This window comes from Desulfuromonas sp. AOP6 (genome assembly GCF_009731355.2).
Taxonomy (GTDB): domain Bacteria; phylum Desulfobacterota; class Desulfuromonadia; order Desulfuromonadales; family SZUA-540; genus SZUA-540.
In genome coordinates, this window is the sequence record NZ_AP022810.1 from 1,632,642 (window position 1) to 1,651,217 (window position 18,576).

At 51.3% G+C, this 18,576-nt stretch carries 18 protein-coding genes and 3 tRNA genes; 20 read left to right on the forward strand and 1 reads right to left on the reverse strand.

Translation table 11 applies throughout. The features are described 5' to 3' along the window. The first annotated feature begins 47 nt into the window (after window positions 1-47). The 13 genes from AOP6_RS07630 to AOP6_RS07690 all read left to right on the forward strand — a co-directional run bounded on the left by AOP6_RS07630 (window position 48) and on the right by AOP6_RS07690 (window position 12,487). A tRNA-Gln gene (locus AOP6_RS07630) sits at window positions 48-122 on the forward strand. Between the two features lie 30 nt (window positions 123-152). After that, window positions 153-228: transfer RNA gene (locus tag AOP6_RS07635), tRNA-Glu, on the forward strand. A gap of 163 nt (window positions 229-391) precedes the next feature. Further along, window positions 392-1,525: an acetoin utilization protein AcuC gene (locus tag AOP6_RS07640; RefSeq protein WP_155876159.1), complete on the forward strand. Its 1,134-nt coding sequence runs from the start codon at window positions 392-394 to the stop codon at window positions 1,523-1,525. A gap of 10 nt (window positions 1,526-1,535) precedes the next feature. After that, a complete protein-coding gene (locus AOP6_RS07645; RefSeq protein WP_155876160.1) occupies window positions 1,536-2,366 on the forward strand; it encodes a hypothetical protein in 831 nt (276 codons plus the stop codon). A gap of 28 nt (window positions 2,367-2,394) precedes the next feature. Continuing rightward, on the forward strand, window positions 2,395-3,363 hold the full coding sequence (locus AOP6_RS07650; protein ID WP_155876161.1) for a hypothetical protein: 969 nt from the start codon (window positions 2,395-2,397) through the stop codon (window positions 3,361-3,363). Window positions 3,364-3,481: 118 nt separating this feature from the next. Beyond that, window positions 3,482-3,889 (forward strand): CoA-binding protein, encoded by a 408-nt coding sequence (locus tag AOP6_RS07655; protein WP_155876162.1) that lies wholly within the window; start codon window positions 3,482-3,484, stop codon window positions 3,887-3,889. A gap of 24 nt (window positions 3,890-3,913) precedes the next feature. After that, on the forward strand, window positions 3,914-5,389 hold the full coding sequence (locus tag AOP6_RS07660; RefSeq protein WP_155876163.1) for a hypothetical protein: 1,476 nt from the start codon (window positions 3,914-3,916) through the stop codon (window positions 5,387-5,389). Beyond that, window positions 5,389-6,156 carry an ABC transporter permease gene (locus AOP6_RS07665; protein ID WP_155876164.1) on the forward strand — a complete coding sequence of 256 codons (768 nt, stop codon included), beginning with the start codon at window positions 5,389-5,391 and terminating at the stop codon, window positions 6,154-6,156. Before AOP6_RS07660 ends, AOP6_RS07665 begins: the two co-directional genes overlap by 1 nt. Window positions 6,157-6,169: 13 nt before the next feature. Then, window positions 6,170-7,033 (forward strand): ABC transporter ATP-binding protein, encoded by an 864-nt coding sequence (locus AOP6_RS07670; RefSeq protein ID WP_155876165.1) that lies wholly within the window; start codon window positions 6,170-6,172, stop codon window positions 7,031-7,033. Between the two features lies 1 nt (window position 7,034). Beyond that, the gene (locus AOP6_RS07675; protein ID WP_155876166.1) at window positions 7,035-8,123 is read left to right on the forward strand and encodes an MlaD family protein; all 1,089 of its coding nucleotides are present in this window, start codon (window positions 7,035-7,037) and stop codon (window positions 8,121-8,123) included. A gap of 275 nt (window positions 8,124-8,398) precedes the next feature. Next, window positions 8,399-9,364, forward strand: coding sequence for a DmsE family decaheme c-type cytochrome (locus AOP6_RS07680; RefSeq protein WP_225897380.1), 966 nt, complete (start codon window positions 8,399-8,401; stop codon window positions 9,362-9,364). A 31-nt stretch (window positions 9,365-9,395) separates the two neighbouring features. Continuing rightward, complete coding sequence (locus AOP6_RS07685; RefSeq protein ID WP_155876168.1) at window positions 9,396-11,474, forward strand: MtrB/PioB family outer membrane beta-barrel protein; 2,079 nt, start codon at window positions 9,396-9,398, stop codon at window positions 11,472-11,474. 14 nt (window positions 11,475-11,488) lie between these two features. Next, window positions 11,489-12,487, forward strand: coding sequence for an ABC transporter substrate-binding protein (locus tag AOP6_RS07690; protein ID WP_155876169.1), 999 nt, complete (start codon window positions 11,489-11,491; stop codon window positions 12,485-12,487). A gap of 22 nt (window positions 12,488-12,509) precedes the next feature. Here AOP6_RS07690 and AOP6_RS07695 read toward each other — a convergent pair whose 3' ends face one another. Next, a complete protein-coding gene (locus tag AOP6_RS07695; protein ID WP_155876170.1) occupies window positions 12,510-13,406 on the reverse strand; it encodes an AEC family transporter in 897 nt (298 codons plus the stop codon). Window positions 13,407-13,609: 203 nt separating this feature from the next. On the opposite strand from AOP6_RS07695, the gene AOP6_RS07700 reads away from it, so the two are divergent. From AOP6_RS07700 to AOP6_RS07730, 7 genes are all read left to right on the forward strand, one after another. Continuing rightward, window positions 13,610-14,914 (forward strand): aminotransferase class I/II-fold pyridoxal phosphate-dependent enzyme, encoded by a 1,305-nt coding sequence (locus tag AOP6_RS07700; protein ID WP_155876171.1) that lies wholly within the window; start codon window positions 13,610-13,612, stop codon window positions 14,912-14,914. Between the two features lie 144 nt (window positions 14,915-15,058). Continuing rightward, window positions 15,059-16,279 carry a CCA tRNA nucleotidyltransferase gene (locus AOP6_RS07705; RefSeq protein WP_213194515.1) on the forward strand — a complete coding sequence of 407 codons (1,221 nt, stop codon included), beginning with the start codon at window positions 15,059-15,061 and terminating at the stop codon, window positions 16,277-16,279. 14 nt (window positions 16,280-16,293) lie between these two features. Further along, window positions 16,294-16,368, forward strand: a tRNA-Gly gene (locus AOP6_RS07710). Window positions 16,369-16,504: 136 nt separating this feature from the next. Further along, the gene (locus tag AOP6_RS07715) at window positions 16,505-16,702 is read left to right on the forward strand and encodes a DNA gyrase inhibitor YacG (RefSeq protein WP_155876173.1); all 198 of its coding nucleotides are present in this window, start codon (window positions 16,505-16,507) and stop codon (window positions 16,700-16,702) included. Between the two features lie 17 nt (window positions 16,703-16,719). Further along, window positions 16,720-17,091 carry a 6-carboxytetrahydropterin synthase QueD gene (queD, locus tag AOP6_RS07720; RefSeq protein ID WP_155876174.1) on the forward strand — a complete coding sequence of 124 codons (372 nt, stop codon included), beginning with the start codon at window positions 16,720-16,722 and terminating at the stop codon, window positions 17,089-17,091. Beyond that, window positions 17,063-17,824, forward strand: a complete 762-nt coding sequence (locus tag AOP6_RS07725) for a 7-carboxy-7-deazaguanine synthase QueE (protein WP_213194516.1) — start codon at window positions 17,063-17,065, stop codon at window positions 17,822-17,824. Before queD ends, AOP6_RS07725 begins: the two co-directional genes overlap by 29 nt. Before the next feature lie 30 nt (window positions 17,825-17,854). After that, a complete protein-coding gene (locus AOP6_RS07730) occupies window positions 17,855-18,574 on the forward strand; it encodes a creatininase family protein (RefSeq protein WP_155876176.1) in 720 nt (239 codons plus the stop codon). Window positions 18,575-18,576 lie beyond the last annotated feature (2 nt).

Here is an 18,576-nt window from a genome sequence, read left to right on the forward strand (position 1 = left end):
TACTGTTGACTCGGTTTTGATTCTTTGTTAAAAAACGGCTCCTGTCTTGGGGCGTCGCCAAGCGGTAAGGCACTGGACTCTGACTCCAGCATCCCAAGGTTCGAATCCTTGCGCCCCAGCCATTGGCTTGAAGCGGAAGCTTTACATAGAACGGTCCCTTCGTCTAGCGGTCTAGGACACCGGCCTTTCACGTCGGTAACACGGGTTCGATTCCCGTAGGGATCACCAGTCAGCGCACTCCTGAGGGGGTGCATCAGGGTGGAACGAAAGTTCCACCCTTTTTCTTTCATTGCCCATCTCTTTTTAAGCGCTTTCCCTGTTCCATCTGCTGGCTCAATCTCGTTGACCCTGCGGCTTCGACCGTGTAAAAAGATGTGGGGAGAAATGCCACATGGGTGATCATTTTGCTTTTGTTTATTCCAGTCGTTTTGCCGACTACTCCTTCGGGGATGATCACCCCTTCAAGGTCCAGCGTTATCAGCTTACCTATGAACTCATTCGTCAGTTGGGTCTTTTAGCTTCCGATACTATCAAGATTATCGAAGCGCCGCTGGTTGACGAAGAGGCGCTTTTGAGCTTTCATCGCGCCGATTATCTGAAGACTCTCAAAGAATTCAGCAGGGAGACAACCCCCCGAGCCAATTTCTTTTTTAACCTCGGTGATGTCGAAAATCCCGTTTTCCCTGGGCTTTACGATTGGGCCAGGCTGGGATGCGGTGGAACCGTCGAAGCGGCCCGTCAAGTCGTTCGCGATGGCTGCCGGGTTGCTTTCAACATGGCTGGCGGCTATCATCATGCTCACGCCGCACGAGCCTCAGGCTTCAGCTATCTCAACGACGCGGTCATCGCCATTAATGATATGGTTGGTCAGGGACTGCGCGTTGCCTACGTCGATATCGATGCGCACCATGGAGACGGTGTGCAGGAAGCTTTCTATCATACCGACCGGGTTTTAACCATTTCCCTCCACGAAAGTGGCGAGGATTTTTTCCCTCACACGGGCTTCCCTTGGGAGATGGGAGAGGGTAAAGGGTTTGGCTACTCTGTCAATATCCCCTTCAGGGCGCACTCGGACGACCTGATCTTCGAGCAGGCCTTCCGTCGCATCGTCTTACCCCTTCTTGATTGCTATGCTCCGGATGTGCTGGTCACCCAGCTGGGAGTTGACAGCCTGCGGACCGATCCTCTTACCCGCCTTGAAATGACCACCGGCAGCATTGAACTTGCCGCTCGTTCTTTTTTAGGTACTGGAATTCCGTGGGTGGCCATCGGTGGAGGAGGGTATGATAAATTCAATGTGTGTCGTGGATGGGCGCTGGCCTGGGCCATTATGACTGGAAAAACCGTGGGAGATGATCTTCCTGCCGAATTCAGAAAAATCATTCGCGACATGGGCATGAAAGGGGAAAGATTGCGAGATATGCCTCATCTTGCCCTGCCTGACGATTTCAGCCGCGCCGAACAGACCCTGGGCAAGGTTTTGCGTACTCTGGAGAGCCGGCTTTTTCCTCTTTTCGGACTGTAGGAGGGGTGTGATGGGACGTCTAGGCACCGCGCATCTGCTCGACCCTGATGGTCTTCCCCTTTTTTCCCTCAGGGAAATCAATGAACTGCCTGCCGTTTGCAAGGAAGCTATCTATGGTGTCCTGGTTCCCGCTCCCCTTTTTACCAAATACGGCATTGACCCCCTGACCTTCCAGGGGCAGGATGGTCGCCGAAAAATCACTTTTATTTGTCCTCGCGGCTTGGCTTTGCTGCGTATTGAAGTTCGCCTAAACCCTGCTGATCGTGATTGTGTCTTTTTTGTAGAGATTGCCGATACGCCTTATCGTCAGATCGAACTGTCATTCTGCTTTATCAATGACCCTGAGGCTGCCCGGTATAACATCGACGTTGATGATACGGGTAGAGATAATTATTTTGGAACATTGCGGCGAAATATCCCCGAAGAAATCAAGGCGATGAGAGCTGGACTGTCTCCGAACCAGGTAAGAAGGGGACTATCTCTTTTTGCTGATTTTTTTCAGCAGTTTGAGCGATTTGTCGACTCCCTGGGTGTCGACACGATTGTGGCGGAACCCCTTTCCTACAATAATGCCGTTCGTTATGAAAGGTACGGCTTTGATTACCTTACCGGCAAAAAACTGATGTTGTGGATTGACCGTGAATTTCGGCCAGGGGGAGAGCTCTATCAACGGCTGGATGGTTCCACTCCATTTCGCCAGCCCGGCATGGAAAAAACCATTCGTGGGCGCAGTTGGGCTATCCACGATGGCATCCTCAACCGTCCCTGGGATGACGTTAAAATATACAAAACCGTTGGTATCGATGCCGGCATCGATACCTTTGTTGACCGGCTTTTTTAGTTCATGTTTATTGTTAAGGATGACGACCATGTCTACGAAATCAAATGTTGAAGAATCACTCGCTCCTCATGTATACGTCCTTTGGACTCCCCAGGAGGCCCCCGTTGTTCACGTAGGACCTGAACAGAAACCCGTTACACTGCCCCTTATCCCGTTGCCCCTGCATCGTCCGAAGGAGGATGGTGAAGTGCCTTCTGTTGTTGATATCGGCCAGGGGGTTTACGACTATCTTCGCCAATTTCCCGACTGTCCTCACAATGTGCACTATGCCGAAATTCTTCGGGATGCCTATCCACACTTTCTGGCTGATCTTGGTTCTCAAATCGCCATGCTTGACCACAAGGAAGTGGATGCGGACTACGTTAAGAGGAAAATCACCTACCTGAAAATTTTTGCCTTACTGGAACCTGACAAGGCTTCGCTGCTGCAGACCATTGGGACGGCTTTTTATGATCTGGCCCTTACTTTTAGTGAGCTGCGCAACAGCTACCGCCATCTGGTATCCGCTGCCTCCTTCCTGCAGAAGGCGGACAACCTGAAGTCAGGCGATCCTGCCACGCTCAATTATCTGGGGCAAATCGATTATCTGATGGGAGACTATCCCGGAGCTATCCGTCGCTGGTCTAAACTGATCGCATCCCTTGACGATGTTAAGACCCAAGCCCTTTTCAGGGAAAAGGTGGCCCGACTCGAACAGGAGGGACTGCCCGCGGCTCCCATGATCAGCCATCTCGAAGCGATTGGCGCCGCCATGGCGGCTTATGGTCAGGGCTCTTTCCGCGAGGCCCTGGAGATCATGGAGTATCTGGAGGAGCAAACCCCTGTTCCCCAGGAGTTCCCGTCCGCCCAATTTTATGTTCTACTCGCGCTCTGCCGCCGTCAGACAGGCGATGCCGGAGGCGCGGTCGTCGCTCTGCAAAAAGCCCTGCTGATTGACCCTGATTTCGCTCCGGCCAGGGAAGAGATGGAAGTCCTTACCGCCAAAGGAACAATGTGATATGCTCTCCTTCTCGCCCGGAGATATCCTTTTTATCGCCGTTGTCTGTGCTGTGATCTGCGGAATACTTTTCCGCGGGCGCCATGATGGGATATTCGAATCGAAGGAGAAATCAGATATGCCCCAAAAAGATGCCGACATCAGGAAGATACTCACCACCCATAAAACCATTGCGATGGTTGGCGCCTCATCCAATCCGGACAGACCCAGCAACCACGTTTTCGAATATCTGCTTGAGGCCGGGTATACCGTCTATCCTGTCAATCCCAAGGATGAAAAGCTGTTCGGGCAGAAAGTCTATCGGCGTCTTGAGGATATTCCACAACCCATCGATATCGTCGATGTCTTTCGCAACCCCGCTGACGCACCCGAGGTTGCCCGCGAAGCGGTTAAGGCTGGCGCCAAAGTACTGTGGCTGCAGGAGGGGGTCGTCAGTGATGAGGCGTCTCGACTTGCAGCCGAAGGCGGACTGCTTGTGGTCATGGATCGTTGCATGCTCAAAGAACATCAGCGCCTTAAAATCTGACCCCTTTACCGGTAATTCACAAAGATGATTTCACTGATACGCACGGGCTGGTTCATCCTCATCCTGGCCTTACTTTTCTCGTTGAAACCTGCCACCACCCTGGCCATGGAAGGGGTTTTTACTCTGTGGCCCCTGGTGGATTACCGTGTTTCTGAAAAAGAGGGCTACTCCAGTCTCAATATTTTGGGTCCGATCATCAATGTCGACAGAATGGATCCAGAACGTGAACTGGCACTGCGTCCACTCTATTCCAGGCGGTGGCTTGACCCCGGCGACTATGTTTCCAGTGAATTTCTCTATCCCGTCGCTTCCAAAAAGAAAACATCTGATCAGTCCCTTTTTCAGGGGCTCCGTTTGCTGAACTGGGATTTTCCTGCCCACGAAGAAGAGGAGGAAGAGTTTCAGCTTTTTCCCTTTATCTTTTCGGGAACAGATGAAGAAAGAGGACGTTATTTCGCTTTTTTCCCTTTTGGCGGGAAAATCTACAATCTCTTCGGCCGTGACGAAATCCGCTTTACGCTTTTTCCGCTGTATTCGGTTACCGAGAAAAAAGACACAACAATCACCAATATACTCTGGCCCTTTTTTGCCAGTATTCGCGGTGAAAACGAGCAGGGATTCAAGGCATGGCCCCTTTACGGCAGCAGTCAAAAAAAAGGGGTCTATGACAAGAAGATGTTCCTGTGGCCCATTTTCTTCCGCTACGACCTTGACCTTAATACCGCCAATCCTTTGCAACGGAGAACGGTCTTTCCGTTTTATCTTTCGGATGAATCTCCCAATTATTCATCTCGTATTTACCTCTGGCCTTTTTTTCGCCACATCGAAGATCGTCAAAAGGAGTATGAGCTGTGGGAATTCCCCTGGCCGATCTTTCGGATTGCCCGCGGTTCCTATCGTGAAGCTACAACTTTTTTACCTTTTTACGCCAACGAACGCATAGGTCACGAAAAAAAACGCTGGTATCTCTGGCCCATTTACAAAATCGAGGAAAGGCAAGCGGAAGGCTATGAGCGCCGCCGTTCCAGGGTTCTTTTTTTCCTATACTCCAACATGGAAGAAAAGCTATACATACAGGGAGCCCTTCCTAAGAAGAGAGTCGCCTTGTGGCCTTTATTTACCTATGAACGGATAGACGGAGTATCCCGTTTTCATACGCTGTCCCTGCTTGAACCCATCCTGCCTGAGCAAGATGGAATCCGCCGCAACTGGGCGCCCTTGTGGTGGATTTACCAGAGGCAGTGGGAGGGCTCAGATTCAGCTGAGAGCTTTTTATGGAACCTCTATTGGCGTCAGAAAAGGGGCGCTGATCTGGCTTGGGAACTTTTTCCTCTGTTCTCTTATAGCAACCAGGAAATTAAGGGGACCGATTTCAGCTTTATTAAAGGGCTTGTGCGATACCGGAACGGTCCGCAAGGAAAGACATTGAACCTCTTTTACCTCCCCTGGGGGATTCACTGGGACGATCCTGAGATTGAAGTCGCTGAGGATAACGGTTGATGATTGAAAAAATAGGTGGGCGCATTCTGAACTTCGCCGAAACGGCGGGGGAAATGTTGCTGCTTTTTCTAAAAACAGTTTTCTACTTTAAAGAAGCGCCCAGAAACCTGCCGGCTATTTTCCGGCAGCTTTATGACATCGGCATCGGCACTTTCCCTATTGCTGCCCTGATGAGCCTGTTCGTTGGCATGGTGCTGGCCTTACAGACTGGAGCCGAACTGGCACTTTACGGCACCCAGGAAGCAATCGGGGCTATCGTGGGTCTTTCCCTGGTCAAGGAGTTGGGCCCCGTCATGACCAGCCTGCTGGTCGCCGGCCGCATCGGTTCCGCCATGGCTGCGGAGGTGGGGGCCATGAAAGTGTATGAAGAAATCGATGCGCTTAAAACGCTGCAGATCGATCCGATTCGTTACCTGGCCATGCCCAGGTTGCTCGGCTGCCTCTTTGCCGTGCCGGCCCTGGTCGTTTTTTCCATGATTATTGGTATTATTGGCGGCGGCATCGTCAGTGATATCAACCCTGAGATCAATGTTCCTTTCAATGTCTATTATGACAATTTGATCCGTTCTCTGAACTATAAGGAAATTCTGAAAGGGTTGGTCAAAGCGACCGTTTTTGGTGGAATCATAGCTCACGTCGGCTGCTACATCGGGTTTAAAACTACCGGCGGAGCCCGTGGTATTGGTCAATCGACCACAGAGTCTGTCGTCATGTCCTTTCTCCTGATCTTTATATCCAACTATTTTCTTACCCGACTTATGATGTAAGCGGATTCATGTGATGACAGAGACACAAAATAAAAAACGGGACGGATTTCTTGCTCGGCTGTTTCCTGACCGTGAGAAAAAGACTGCGGATGGATGCGATTGCCGCAGCAGTTACGAAGATTCCCATGGTGTCGGGATCCGTATTGAAGGATTGAACAAGTCCTTTAACGATAATCACGTTCTCAAAGATATTAATCTGGAGATTAAACCGGGGGAGACTTTTTCGATTATCGGTCCCTCTGGAACTGGTAAAAGCGTCCTTCTCAAACATATCGTTAAACTACTGAAACCTGACAGTGGGCGGATCCTTATCGACGGCCAGGATATTTTCGACAATAACAGCCGCCAGGACAAACCCCCTTACCGGTACAGCATGGTTTTTCAGACATCCGCGCTCTTCAATTCTCTGACCGTCGGCGAGAATGTCGGCTTGTGGCTGCGTGAGAACAGGATTTGCGTCGAAGCGCGCATCCGGAGGATTATCCGCGAAAAGCTCCGACTTGTCGGCTTGGGCGGCAAGGAAAGCCTCATGCCTTCAGAACTTTCGGGGGGCATGAAAAAACGCGTGGCCATCGCCCGTTCTCTGGCCATGAACCCCGACCTTATTCTTTACGATGAGCCGACTGCTGAACTCGATCCGGTGACATCCGACGAGTTGGCCAGGGTGATCATGAATCTTAAAAAACAAGTCAATTTGACGACGATCATCGTCAGTCATGACCTGAACTTTGCTCTTTATCTATCCGATCGCGTCGCGATGATGAATGACCAGGGTATTGTCGAAATTGGGACACCGACAGAAATCAAAGCCAGCCAGAATCCCGATATCCGTAAATTCATTTATACGACGACTAAAGGCATTCAAGGAGAAAAGTAACATGGGCCTTTCCATTGAAAAAAAAGTAGGGGGGTTTTTCCTGATCGCCCTTTTTACTCTTGGCGTCTTTATCGAACTGGTTGAGGACTGGAATCCATTTATTGAGCAGAGGGAGTATTTCACCTATTTCTCCTCTGCTGTTGGCATCAAGTTGGGAGACCCCGTTCGTATCGCCGGCGTCGAAGTGGGCAAAGTTACCTCCATCGGTATTGAGGACAGCAAGGTTCGCATTGATTTTTACGTCCTCGATGGAAACATTGTCAAATCCGATTCTTACGCTGAGATCCGCCAGACCAATCTACTGGGCGGACAATTTCTTGGGGTTACTTTCGGTTCCGCTGATGCCGAACCTCTACCATACGGCTCGGAAATTTCCAGTCTCGAAAAAACGAATATCGACCAGTTGATATCCAATTTCGATCGCAACCAGGAGCGCGTTTTCGGCACCTTGGGGGACATTCTGGAGAAGAGTGAAGCTCCTATTGTGGAGTCCGCACAACGTATCGAAAGTATAGTCGCTAAAATCGATGCGGGAGAAGGAATGCTCGGGAAACTGGTTAACGATGCCGCCCTTTATGAAGATCTTCAGTTTACGGTGGCCAGTCTGAATCAGCTTCTTCGCCGCATCGAGAGCGGTGAGGGTACTTTGGGGCGCCTTGTGTCCGATCCTGCCCTTTATGAAGAAACCACCGCGACCATGGCGAACCTTCGGGTACTGACCGACTCTCTGCGGGGGGGGGAGGGAACCCTTGGCAAGCTGTTCACGGATGATGCTCTTTACACTGAGGCCTCGGATACTCTGGCTGAACTGCGAGGTATCACCCGCAAAATAAACGATGGTCAAGGGACCCTGGGCAAGCTTGTCAATGAGGACAGCCTTTACATTGAAGGTGAAAAAACTTTCGCCAACCTCAGCAGCATTACCGCCAAAATCAACGAAGGGCAGGGAACCCTTGGTAAACTTGTGAATGAGGATGACCTCTATCGCGACACCCAGTCCGCCGTTAAAAAAGTGGAGAAGGCGGTAGACTCCATGGGGGATAGCGGCCCTATCTCTGTACTGGGAACAGCCGTCGGCACCTTGTTCTAAGCCTTTTCATCCATTACCTGCGTGAAAAAGCGCCGTTTCCCTGGCTGGAAACGGCGCTTTTGCGTAATTTCTCCAGACGCTTAACAAAGTATTTCCCCTTCTACTTCTTTCTAACGACAATAAATCAATGGCAGACTGTAGTTTTTTCGCCCTTCCCGCAGTTAGTTTATGAATCTATTGAAATATTTCATACTTTTTGCATGACAGAGGCTTGGCCAATGTTAAAGTTTCCGTGAGTTTTTTTGTTTCTTTCAAGGGGGAATGCCTTGATCAGAATTATCTTTTTGCTGATAGCCCTTGGTTTTTTGTACGCCTGTAGCGATCTACCTGCTCTGCGGGCCGACCATCCCATTTTGCCCGTTCGCGAATATGAGCAGCTGATCGTCGGACGTCTTGACGCGGATTATGTTGGCGATGCCAACTGTCTCGCCCAATGCCATAAGCATGACGAGATCCGCCGTGATTTTCAAATGTCTGTTCATGGGGAGCAGATTTCTGCCGAAACCGGTCTGCCTCTGGTCAACTGCGAGTCCTGCCACGGACCAGGCAGCCTGGCCATCTTGAACGCCAAACAAAATGAAAAATGCGATTTCAAAACACTTCTGCAGTTGGAGGAGCTTCCTTCTCAAGCCCAGTCTCTTATCTGCCTCAAATGTCATTCGGCGGCGTCAACCCCCAACCTCCATTTCTGGAATGGGAGCAGCCATGCCAGCAGTGATGTCAGTTGTTTTGACTGCCACAAGCTGCATCAGGGGCCACAGCAGAAGGTGCGTCGGCAGGAGATGGATGAGATGTGTTATTCCTGTCACATCAATACACGTATGGAGTTTGCCCAGTTTTCACGTCATCCCGTGCGCGAACAAAAAATGGCCTGTATTGACTGCCACGAGCCTCACGGTTCCTCACAAAAGCATGATCTCAAGGGACTCACCGTCAAAGAAATGTGCACTCGTTGCCATATGGACAAGCAGGGCCCTTTTGTCTATGAACATGCCGACCTGTCCGATAATTGTCTTACCTGCCACTCCCACCATGGTTCGGCCAACAACAGCCTGCTGAGAACGTCTGAACCCTTTCTCTGCCTTCAATGTCATGCCGGCCATCAGGACTATTCGCATCCTGCTTTGGCCAGTGACACGTTGAAAGGGGCCTTTTACTCACGCTGCACCAGCTGCCACTCGTCCATTCACGGAACGGATATTCCATCGTCCAAAGGCAGGGGTACGTTCATTGCCCGCTGATCGCCAAGAGTGATGGCAGGAGGAAATTTCAGTGAATAAAACGAGAATCCATTTTCTATTGCAGATTGTTGCTCTTGTGGCCGCGGGGACGCTTTCTCCGGTCTTTTCTGAAATGGATTGCCAGGACCCGGATCCACGGATTCTGGAGAGTGCGTTTTCCTTGGGGTATCGCGTGGTGGACTCACAGAAAAACACACAACGAGCAGGAGAATACAGTTTCCTCGAATCAGGCACGGTCGCCGGAATCGTCTTGAAGGACCTCAAAGCGACCCAACGGTTCCGTTTTGAAGCAGACTACTTTGACCAAACGGACTACAACGCCGAAGTGGATTTTGATTATCGGGGTCTGTTCCGTCTCCACGCGACCAGCGCGACCTTCAATCATCAGCTTGAGCACTTTCCTGGTATTGATGATGCGCTCCTTCCTCTGCAGGTAGAACCCCTGGTCAAATTCACCGACCATAACCCCGGAGAAGTGTACGCGATAGAGGTCAAAAGGGATGAAGTGAGTTTGCGGGCCAGGCTCCCTGAATTCCCGGCTCACTTCAATCTCGCCTACTGGCGGTTGCAGCGTCAGGGAACCCGGCAGGGATGTTTTGTGGATGAAGGCAGTGCGCAAAGCGCGGATTGCAATTCCTGCCACCTGCAGTCAAAAACTGAAAGGGTAAACCAGATCACCGAAGAAATCAGAGGAGGTCTGGATGCACATCTGGGGCGGGTCGACGTCAGCTATTCCGGTTTTTATCGTGAGTTGCGCAATAAAAGCCGTGCTCTTTCGGACCCCTTCGGGGAGCTTATCGACACTCACACAGATCCGGACACTCTCTATCGTCATGCGGGCGAATACGAGCACGATGCGGTCCCTGAGTCGCGCCACATCGCCCATTCCCTCAGCCTTCATACCTCTCTTTCTGGCGGCCTGACGGCTGGTGGTATGGTCAGCGTGGGCGAAATGGAAAGTGGGTCCAAGGTAAGTGATGTGGATTTCGTTAAGTCCAAAAGTGACTATTGGAAGGCGGCGGGAGACTTTACACTGACCCCTTCCAGCAAGTGGACCCTCACACTGCGTTATCGAATGCTCGATATGGACACGCAGAATTCGGACTTCATCACGGTAAGTGGGCTGCCAGACGCTTCCATCCCCGTTCGAGACAGCATGGATGTCAAGCGCGCCCACTACGGATCACGGCTTTCCTATCGACCCAATTACCGATTGACGATTCAGGGCGATTTGGAACGGGAAGAAGTTGAACGCACCACGACCGGGCCAATGCTTGACGAATACAACGATCCTTTTTGGCATCTGCCTGAAAAAGAGAATAAATCCTCCTATAAAGTCAGCCTCATCGCCCGTCCACTGGGTACACCAAAATTCAGACTCAATCTTTCTTATAAATTTCTCACTTCGGATGACCCTTCTTACGGCACGTCCTTGAAAAATGGTCACCATGGCTTCGCTGGCACCACCTTGACCTTGACCGACCGAGCGGGCATGACAGCCAACGTTCTTGTCATTCGGGAGGAGAACAATCGCATTGAACGAACCCTTTTTCACGATTCGACAACCCTCAACAGGTATCAGATATCTCGGCAGCTTGCCTCAGAAAATGCGACCGCCGGTTTCTGGGTTGTCCCCAGAAAGGGTTTACAGGTCAATATCCGTTATGGATATCTGCATAGTCGTACGGAACAGGGACTGCTTTTCGGAAATGATCATTATTCCGACTATGTCATTCTGGATGAAAATGCCGAGTTCGAGCAGACCGTCCACACCGCGGAGCTATCCTCTGCCTGGCATATAAACGAACAGGTTTCCCTACAGGGCGAAGCCCGCCTGACCCGTTCCGCCAGTCGTTTTGATCCCAGTTTTGCCTATCAGCCTCTCGATTATTATGGTATCGGCACCACGGGGGTCGACTCGTCCACCCTCCGGCAACTGAGCGAATTGCATATTTTTCAGACGGCGTACAAGGTGGGTGTTGACTGGAAATTCAAGGATGAGTGGAAATGTTCCGCCCGTTACACCTTTGATCGCTATGAAGACCTGGAAGGTGCGGTTCTTGATGGCATAGTCCAGAGTTATCTGCTTTCTCTGTCGAGGGCCTGGTAGGCGCTTTCCTTTAGATGATGTGTAATGGTGTCCCTTTGATCCGTTTTTTTCGACATCCTCGTATTTTGATTCCTTTGGTGGCAGCCTGCCTGCTGATCCTCATACCCGTTGTCGGTTGGTGTAAAAAAGACGCCCTGGTGGCCGTGGTGATTACCGGCGACCTTCCCAGATACCAGCTTGCCCACGAGGCTTTTATCCACAAGTTGGAAGAACTGACGCAGGATAGAGGCAAGGTGACAGTCTATGTACAGCGGCCCAATCCGGATGTCATGTCCTGGATAAACAGTATCCGCAAAGCCGTCGGCATCGGGGCCGACGTTATTGTTACTTATGGTGCGCCTGCGACACTGGCCGGTAAAAGTGAGGGAAGAAATATACCGATTGTTTTTGCAGAGGTATATGATCCCGTCGCTCTGGGGATTATTGCCGATATTGGCAGGCCGGGAGGGAATCTTACGGGAATGGCAGGACAAACGCCCCTTGAGACCCTGTTGCACGCCTATTATTTATCCAAGGATGTGCGTAAAATCGGCGTTCTTTTTTCCCCTGAAGATCAGGCGTCGATCTACCAGAAAAATAAACTGGTGGAGATTGCCGAGAAAAAGGGGATTACGGTATTGCCGGCGGAAGTCAATGGACCTGGTGATCTCTGGAAAGAGCTTCAGACCCTGTCTCCCCACATCGATTCTCTTTTTGTAGCGGAAAGCGCTGTTTTGGAAATGTCCGCCGCAAAAATCATGGACTTTTCCCAAAAGAACGGAATACCAGTTATTTCCCAGATCCACGGCTTTTGTGATATGGGCGCCCTGATGACCCTTGAGGCCGATCCTTTTGAGCAGGGTAACGGGATCGCCGGCTATGTTTCTGAAATACTGTCAGGTAAAAAACCGGGCGAACTACCTGTCCGCACTCCACGTAAGGTCGCCCTGGTTATTAATCTGAACGTAGCCCGAGAACTTGGCCTTAAAATTCCTTTTCAGGCTTTAACCCTCGCCACACGTGTCATTCGTTGATTCCTTAAGATCATCTGTAGTCCTATCCCTGCAACAAATAAAGAATAGTAGTCAGAGTCGCGGCGCTTAGCAGGGTCGTGACCAAGATGGTGCCTGCGACCAAGTCGGGCCGCATGCCGAAGCGGAGAGAGTACAGCAAAGGCAGAATGGCTGAGGGCGTGCTGGTCTGAAGAATGATGACATTTCTGGTTGTCCCGGACATGTCGAGCAGGGTCGCGATTGCCCAAGCAACCAGAGGTGCTATTCCCAGGCGGATAAGGGTGGCCAGAGACAAAAAACTCCACTGGGCTTCCAATTTGGTTCTGGCCAGCTGCATCCCCAAAAGCAGGAGCATCAGAGGGATGGCCGCATCACCCAGAAGTTCGATGGCGCGCAGCAGGAAAAAGGGGACGGAAAGGTCCACTGCCTTAAAAAGAAAGGCCAGGGCCACCGCATGAAAGATGGGAATTTTGAAAGTGTTGACCAGGGCTTTTCCGAGAGGAACTTTTCCACCCTGGGCGACCACAATGGCCAGAGTGGACAAAGGGATATTGAACAGGACGAAAGTCAGTACGGAAACATTGAGTCCCTGTTCTCCAAAAGCAAAATAAGCAAGAGGAAGCCCAAAATTACCTACGTTCATGACGACAGTCGTCAAAACGAGAGCGCCGCTCTTTTCCTGAGGCATCGAGGTTGCCGCCGCGACAAACCGCACTAACAGATAGAGGGCCAGGGTATAGAGAACCATGAAGAAAAAAATATCGAGAGTCAACGTCAGTTGCAGATTCTGGCGAATGAGCGAAGAGAAGACGAGGGCTGGTGAAAAAATATAAAGAGAACAGTCGGTCAGCGTTCTAAAATCGAGACCGATCTTTTTCTCGGCCATGTAGCCGCAGAAAATCAAAATAAAGACAGGAAGAATGATGTTGACGAAGAGCATAGGTTCCCCTTGACGGATTATTCCGTAAAAGCTAGCACGGTGACACCCATTCTTCAATGGCTGATAGGTGTTCGCGCCCTTGGATTGAAAAATGGGTGTCAGGAAATATCATTGACAAACGTATGATTAAGTTGCTTAAATAACAGGCTGTTCTTACTGGCGCCGGATCCGGCGAACATTCTTCACCCTTTGCGGAGGACATCATGAATCCATTGGCTGCTGAACTGAACGACCTGCTTGCCCAACACAATCCCCATGTTCTGGAAATGCTTTCCGATTTGGGGAAAAACCTTTTCTTCCCCAAAGGTATTCTGACCCAATCCGCAGAAGCCAAGGACAAGGCCCATAAATATAACGCCACCATCGGGATTGCCACCGAAAAGGGTGGTCCCATGTTCCTGCAATGCATCCAGGACAAGCTGTCGGCCTTCGACCCCAAGGATATCTATCCCTATGCACCGCCCGCCGGCAAACCGGAACTTCGCGCGCTCTGGAAAGAAAAGATGCTGCGCGAAAACCCGAGCATGGCCGGCAAACATATCAGCAACCCCATCGTTACCAATGCCCTGACGCACGGTCTTTCCATTGTCGGGGACATGTTTGTCGGCGCCGGTGACCACCTGGTGCTGCCTGACATGCTTTGGGGCAACTACAATCTGACCTTTGGAACCTGCAACGGCGGTATTGTCAAAAAATTCCCGACCTTCACCACAGCCGGTGGCTATGATGTCGATGCCTTCAAGGCCGTACTCAAAAACAGCGCTGCCGAAAAAGGGAAGGCTGTCGTTATTCTGAACTTCCCCAATAACCCCAGCGGCTACACCCCGACAGTTGCCGAAGGGGACGCTATTGTCGCCGCCATTAAAGAGGTGGCCGAAGAAGGCTGTAACATCGTGGTCGTCACCGATGACGCTTATTTCGGTCTCTTCTATGAAGATTCCATTAAAGAGTCCCTTTTCGGAAAACTGGCCAACCTGCATCCCCGCATACTGGCCATCAAGCTTGACGGGGCCACCAAGGAAGAATTTGTGTGGGGTTTCCGCACTGGTTTCGTCACCTTTGCCGATGGCAACAGCTACGACAATCCCCAGGTCATCACTGCCCTGGAAAAGAAAACCATGGGTATCATCCGCGCCAAGATATCCAACTGCCCCCATCCTTCCCAGACTTTCGTCATTGAGGCCCTTCGCTCACCACAATTTCTGGCTCAGAAGGAAGAGAAGTTTCAGATCATGAAAGGGCGCGCACTCAAAACCAAGGAAGTGCTCGACAGCGGCAAATACGACAAGGAATGGGAGTACTACCCATTCAACTCCGGTTACTTCATGTGCCTGAAGCTCAAAACGGTCGATGCCGAAAAGCTGCGCGTGCATCTTCTTGATAAATACGGGGTAGGGGCGATCTCCATTGGTAAAACAGACCTGCGTATCGCCTTCTCCTGTATCGCCGAAGAAAATATTCAGGAACTCTTCGACCTCATCCATCAGGCAGTTCTCGACCTGGCCTGATCAGCCCAAGGCTTTTCTATCAGGGAGGGCCCGCTTCGGCGGGCCCTTTTAGCTGCCATGACGGAACTCAGGCGACTGCTCCATAAAGTTCTCATCCTGCCTCATCTCTTAACTCATCTTAAACCCGGGCAGTCCTGCCATCTGGTGGGAGGCGCTTTACGTGACTTCCTCCTGGGTCGACCCAGCACCGATTTTGACTTTGTTACCTCTTTCGATCCAACCGACCTGGCGCGAGCCTTCGCGACAACCATCGGTGGCCACTGGTTTTCCCTCGATACGCAAAGACACCAGAGCCGGGTAATCCTTAAAAAAGAGGGATTCACCTATACCTATGACTTTGCGCCATTAAGGGCTTCCTCTCTGAATGAAGATTTGTCTCTTAGAGATTTCACCATCAACGCTATCGCCCTCGACCTTGCCGGTTTTGACCGGTCACCTCACATCATTGATCCTCTCGGGGGGCAGGTGGACTTGGAACGCTCCGTCTTGCGAGCTTGCTGCCACAGGGTGTTTGAGGATGATCCCTTGCGCGTTTTGAGGGGAGTGCGGCTTGCCCGCGTTTTGAATTTAGATATTGAACCTGACACCCTCACACTGATGAAAGACTCTGTCTCTGCATTATCTCGAGTTGCCCCTGAAAGGATAGGCAGTGAACTTGCTCAAATATTCACGGCCGACGACGGCACCCGTTCCCTTCCCCTGATGAAGCATCTTGGCCTTTTCCAAGCCCTGTTTGGAGAACCGGACGGTCCTCAAGCGATTGCCGCCGGAATTCAGCAGGTCCAGATGGTGTCCCAGCATCTGGATCGATTAAAGCATAACGGGGTCGTCCCAGCTGAGTCATGGTTTGATGGTTTTCCCACGATAGCTATCCTCCGTCTGGCGGCTTTTCTTTCTGGCAGCGGCCTGTTGGCAAGACATAGCGATTTGCCGCGAAAATTGAAATTTAGCCGACGGGTTGAATCTCTCCTGATGAATCTGGTCGCCCTGAAGCCTGAAGATGGAAATAAACTGTTACTCATGGAAACAACGGAAAGAGGTCTCGCTCTCTGGGTTGATCAACTTGGGCCGGATCCTCTCCTGAGTCTTCTGTACCTCGCCTCCATACGAGAACCCTCAGAGGAGTTTCCCCGTAAAGTTCGTGCCGTCATGGCCGCTTACCAAATCCATGCGCGCAACGGACGAGTACCCGACCTGGTGGATGGTTCCAGCCTTGGTCTTGCCCAGGGAGTCCTTGTGGGAGAGGCTTTGGCCTCCTTACGAATTGAAGAGATAGAAGGGCGGGTTCGAAACGTTCATGATGCGCATAACTACCTGAAATTATATGTGGAAAAAATTATTGACAAACCAGCGGATCATTCATAGAATGCCACACCTATGCGGGAATAACTCAGTGGTAGAGTGTCAGCTTCCCAAGCTGAAGGTCGCGGGTTCGAATCCCGTTTCCCGCTCCATTAAAAACCAAGAGGCCCTGGCTGCGCTGGCATCCAGGGCTTTTTTCTATTTTCACTAGTACCGTTGAGGCATTTTCCCCTCTGTGCTACATTCCACCTAATGCAACTTTATACACACCGGATGGAGAACCCACGCATGACGGATCGCCGAACAATTCGATGCCCGCGTTGCCGGCAGGAGACCCCGTGGCAGGATAATCCTTTCAGACCTTTCTGCTCACAGAAGTGCCAACTGGTCGACCTTGGCCGATGGGCCCAGGAAGAGTACAAGGTGCCCGGCCAGAAACTTATGGAGCCGGACAATCTGCTTGAATTTCCGAACGATAACAACTGATTCATAAGGGAGTATTTATGTATCGCCTGACCATTTTCACTCATTTTTCCGCCGCCCATAATCTTATGCATTATCAGGGGGATTGCGAAAATCTGCACGGACACAACTGGAAGGTTGAGGTGACTGTCGCGGCCAAAGAATTGGATAAGGCCGGACTGGGAATCGATTTCAAAATCCTGAAAAAGGAAACCAAAAAGGTATTGGGAACCCTCGACCACAAATATCTCAACGAATTGGCCCCGTTTATTAATCTGAGCCCTTCTTCGGAAAATATCTCCTGCTTCCTGTTCGAAGAGTTAGGCAAGGTTTTGAACAGCAACAATGTCCAGGTTGACAAGGTCACCGTCTGGGAATCCGACAATGCCTGTGCTACATATTCCAAGGACTGAAACCCCGCTGGTTGAACTGTTCAGCTCGATTCAGGGCGAGGGCATTCTCGTCGGCAAACGCCAGATTTTCGTTCGCTTTCCTGGCTGCAATCTCAATTGCGCCTATTGCGACACGGATTTTTCTTCTCCTGAATCCTGTCGAGGGGAAGAGGCGCCTGGCTCCGGGATATTCCGTAATCTTCCCAACCCCGTTTCCCTGGAAGTTCTAGCCGGTATTCTGTCGCATTGGGTCCAGCTGTTGCCCGGCGTTCACCACTCTATCAGCCTCACGGGGGGCGAGCCTTTGCTGCACAGCGATGTACTCAGGGAATGGCTGCCGGTTCTGCGTGACATCTGTCCGCTTTTTCTTGAAACGAATGGCACCTTGCCCGCCAGTCTGCAACCACTGCTCCCCTTTATTGAATGGGTCTCTATGGATATCAAGCTGGCTTCCATGACGGGCGCTGAAACCCCGTGGGATCTCCATGGCGATTTCCTCGGGCTGATGGCCCATCACAAAGGTCAGGTGAAGGCCGTCGTTGGGGAGGAGACCCCTATGGAGGAGATCATGCAGGCCGCCCGTCTTGTAGAGGAATGCGCGCCGGCTCTGCCTTTGATCCTGCAGCCACGGACGGAAGAGGAACGAATTTCTCTGACGGGTCGGACGTTGCTCGACATGCAGGCCCGTGCTGCTCTTATCCATAGTGATGTGCGCATTATTCCCCAAACCCACCGCTTTATCTCTGTTCTGTAGTTTTCCGATTCCGGCCCAAGAAAGACGCGCATGATACTCGAACAGATGACAATGAATGAGTTCGCCGAAGGTCTCCAAAAAACACGGACCGTTTTGATTCCTTTTGGTTCTACAGAAGAGCATGGCAGTCATTTGCCTCTGTCCACGGATACGTTACAGGCTTATGATGTCTGTTGTCGTCTTGCGCAAAGAAGAGCGCTCTTTGTCGCGCCTCCGGTCCACTATGGGGTCTGCCGCTCAACGGCCAACCACCCCGGCACGGTGAGCATCCGCACCTCGACGCTCAAAGCCCTTGCTATCGACATCGTCACATCTCTATACCGGCAGGGGCTGCGGTATTTCATCCTGCTTACGGGGCATGCCGGAGGAACGCACACCTCGGCCCTTATCGATGCAGGGGAGGAGTTGCTTGAACGGTTTGCCGATCTTGAAATAGCCGTACTTACCGAGTACATGCTGGCAGCCGGAGAAGGGCGAGAGATCATCGAGACACCTGATGATTCCCACGCCGGCGAAATAGAAACTTCACGCATGCTGCACTCATATCCGCATCTGGTTAAAGGGGAGGGCATACGTGAGTATCCGAGCTTTCCCACGGGCATTTTGGTGCGGAACAAGCAACGATACTGGCCTGGCGGGGTCTGGGGTGATCCGGGCAAAGCTTCGGCGGAAAAAGGGGCCAAAATTGAAAAGCTGGTGGTCGATGCCCTGGAACGGGTCGTCGATCTACTGGAAGATAAGGGACGATGAGG

Coding starts and splice junctions, on each gene's coding strand:
- AOP6_RS07640 (WP_155876159.1), top strand. CDS start 392: ATGGGTGATCATTTTGCTTTTGTTTATTCCAGTCGTTTTGCCGACTAC.
- AOP6_RS07645 (WP_155876160.1), top strand. CDS start 1,536: ATGGGACGTCTAGGCACCGCGCATCTGCTCGACCCTGATGGTCTTCCC.
- AOP6_RS07650 (WP_155876161.1), top strand. CDS start 2,395: ATGTCTACGAAATCAAATGTTGAAGAATCACTCGCTCCTCATGTATAC.
- AOP6_RS07655 (WP_155876162.1), top strand. CDS start 3,482: ATGCCCCAAAAAGATGCCGACATCAGGAAGATACTCACCACCCATAAA.
- AOP6_RS07660 (WP_155876163.1), top strand. CDS start 3,914: ATGATTTCACTGATACGCACGGGCTGGTTCATCCTCATCCTGGCCTTA.
- AOP6_RS07665 (WP_155876164.1), top strand. CDS start 5,389: ATGATTGAAAAAATAGGTGGGCGCATTCTGAACTTCGCCGAAACGGCG.
- AOP6_RS07670 (WP_155876165.1), top strand. CDS start 6,170: ATGACAGAGACACAAAATAAAAAACGGGACGGATTTCTTGCTCGGCTG.
- AOP6_RS07675 (WP_155876166.1), top strand. CDS start 7,035: ATGGGCCTTTCCATTGAAAAAAAAGTAGGGGGGTTTTTCCTGATCGCC.
- AOP6_RS07690 (WP_155876169.1), top strand. CDS start 11,489: ATGATGTGTAATGGTGTCCCTTTGATCCGTTTTTTTCGACATCCTCGT.
- AOP6_RS07695 (WP_155876170.1), bottom strand. CDS start 13,406: ATGCTCTTCGTCAACATCATTCTTCCTGTCTTTATTTTGATTTTCTGC.
- AOP6_RS07700 (WP_155876171.1), top strand. CDS start 13,610: ATGAATCCATTGGCTGCTGAACTGAACGACCTGCTTGCCCAACACAAT.
- AOP6_RS07715 (WP_155876173.1), top strand. CDS start 16,505: ATGACGGATCGCCGAACAATTCGATGCCCGCGTTGCCGGCAGGAGACC.
- queD (WP_155876174.1), top strand. CDS start 16,720: ATGTATCGCCTGACCATTTTCACTCATTTTTCCGCCGCCCATAATCTT.
- AOP6_RS07725 (WP_213194516.1), top strand. CDS start 17,063: ATGCCTGTGCTACATATTCCAAGGACTGAAACCCCGCTGGTTGAACTG.
- AOP6_RS07730 (WP_155876176.1), top strand. CDS start 17,855: ATGATACTCGAACAGATGACAATGAATGAGTTCGCCGAAGGTCTCCAA.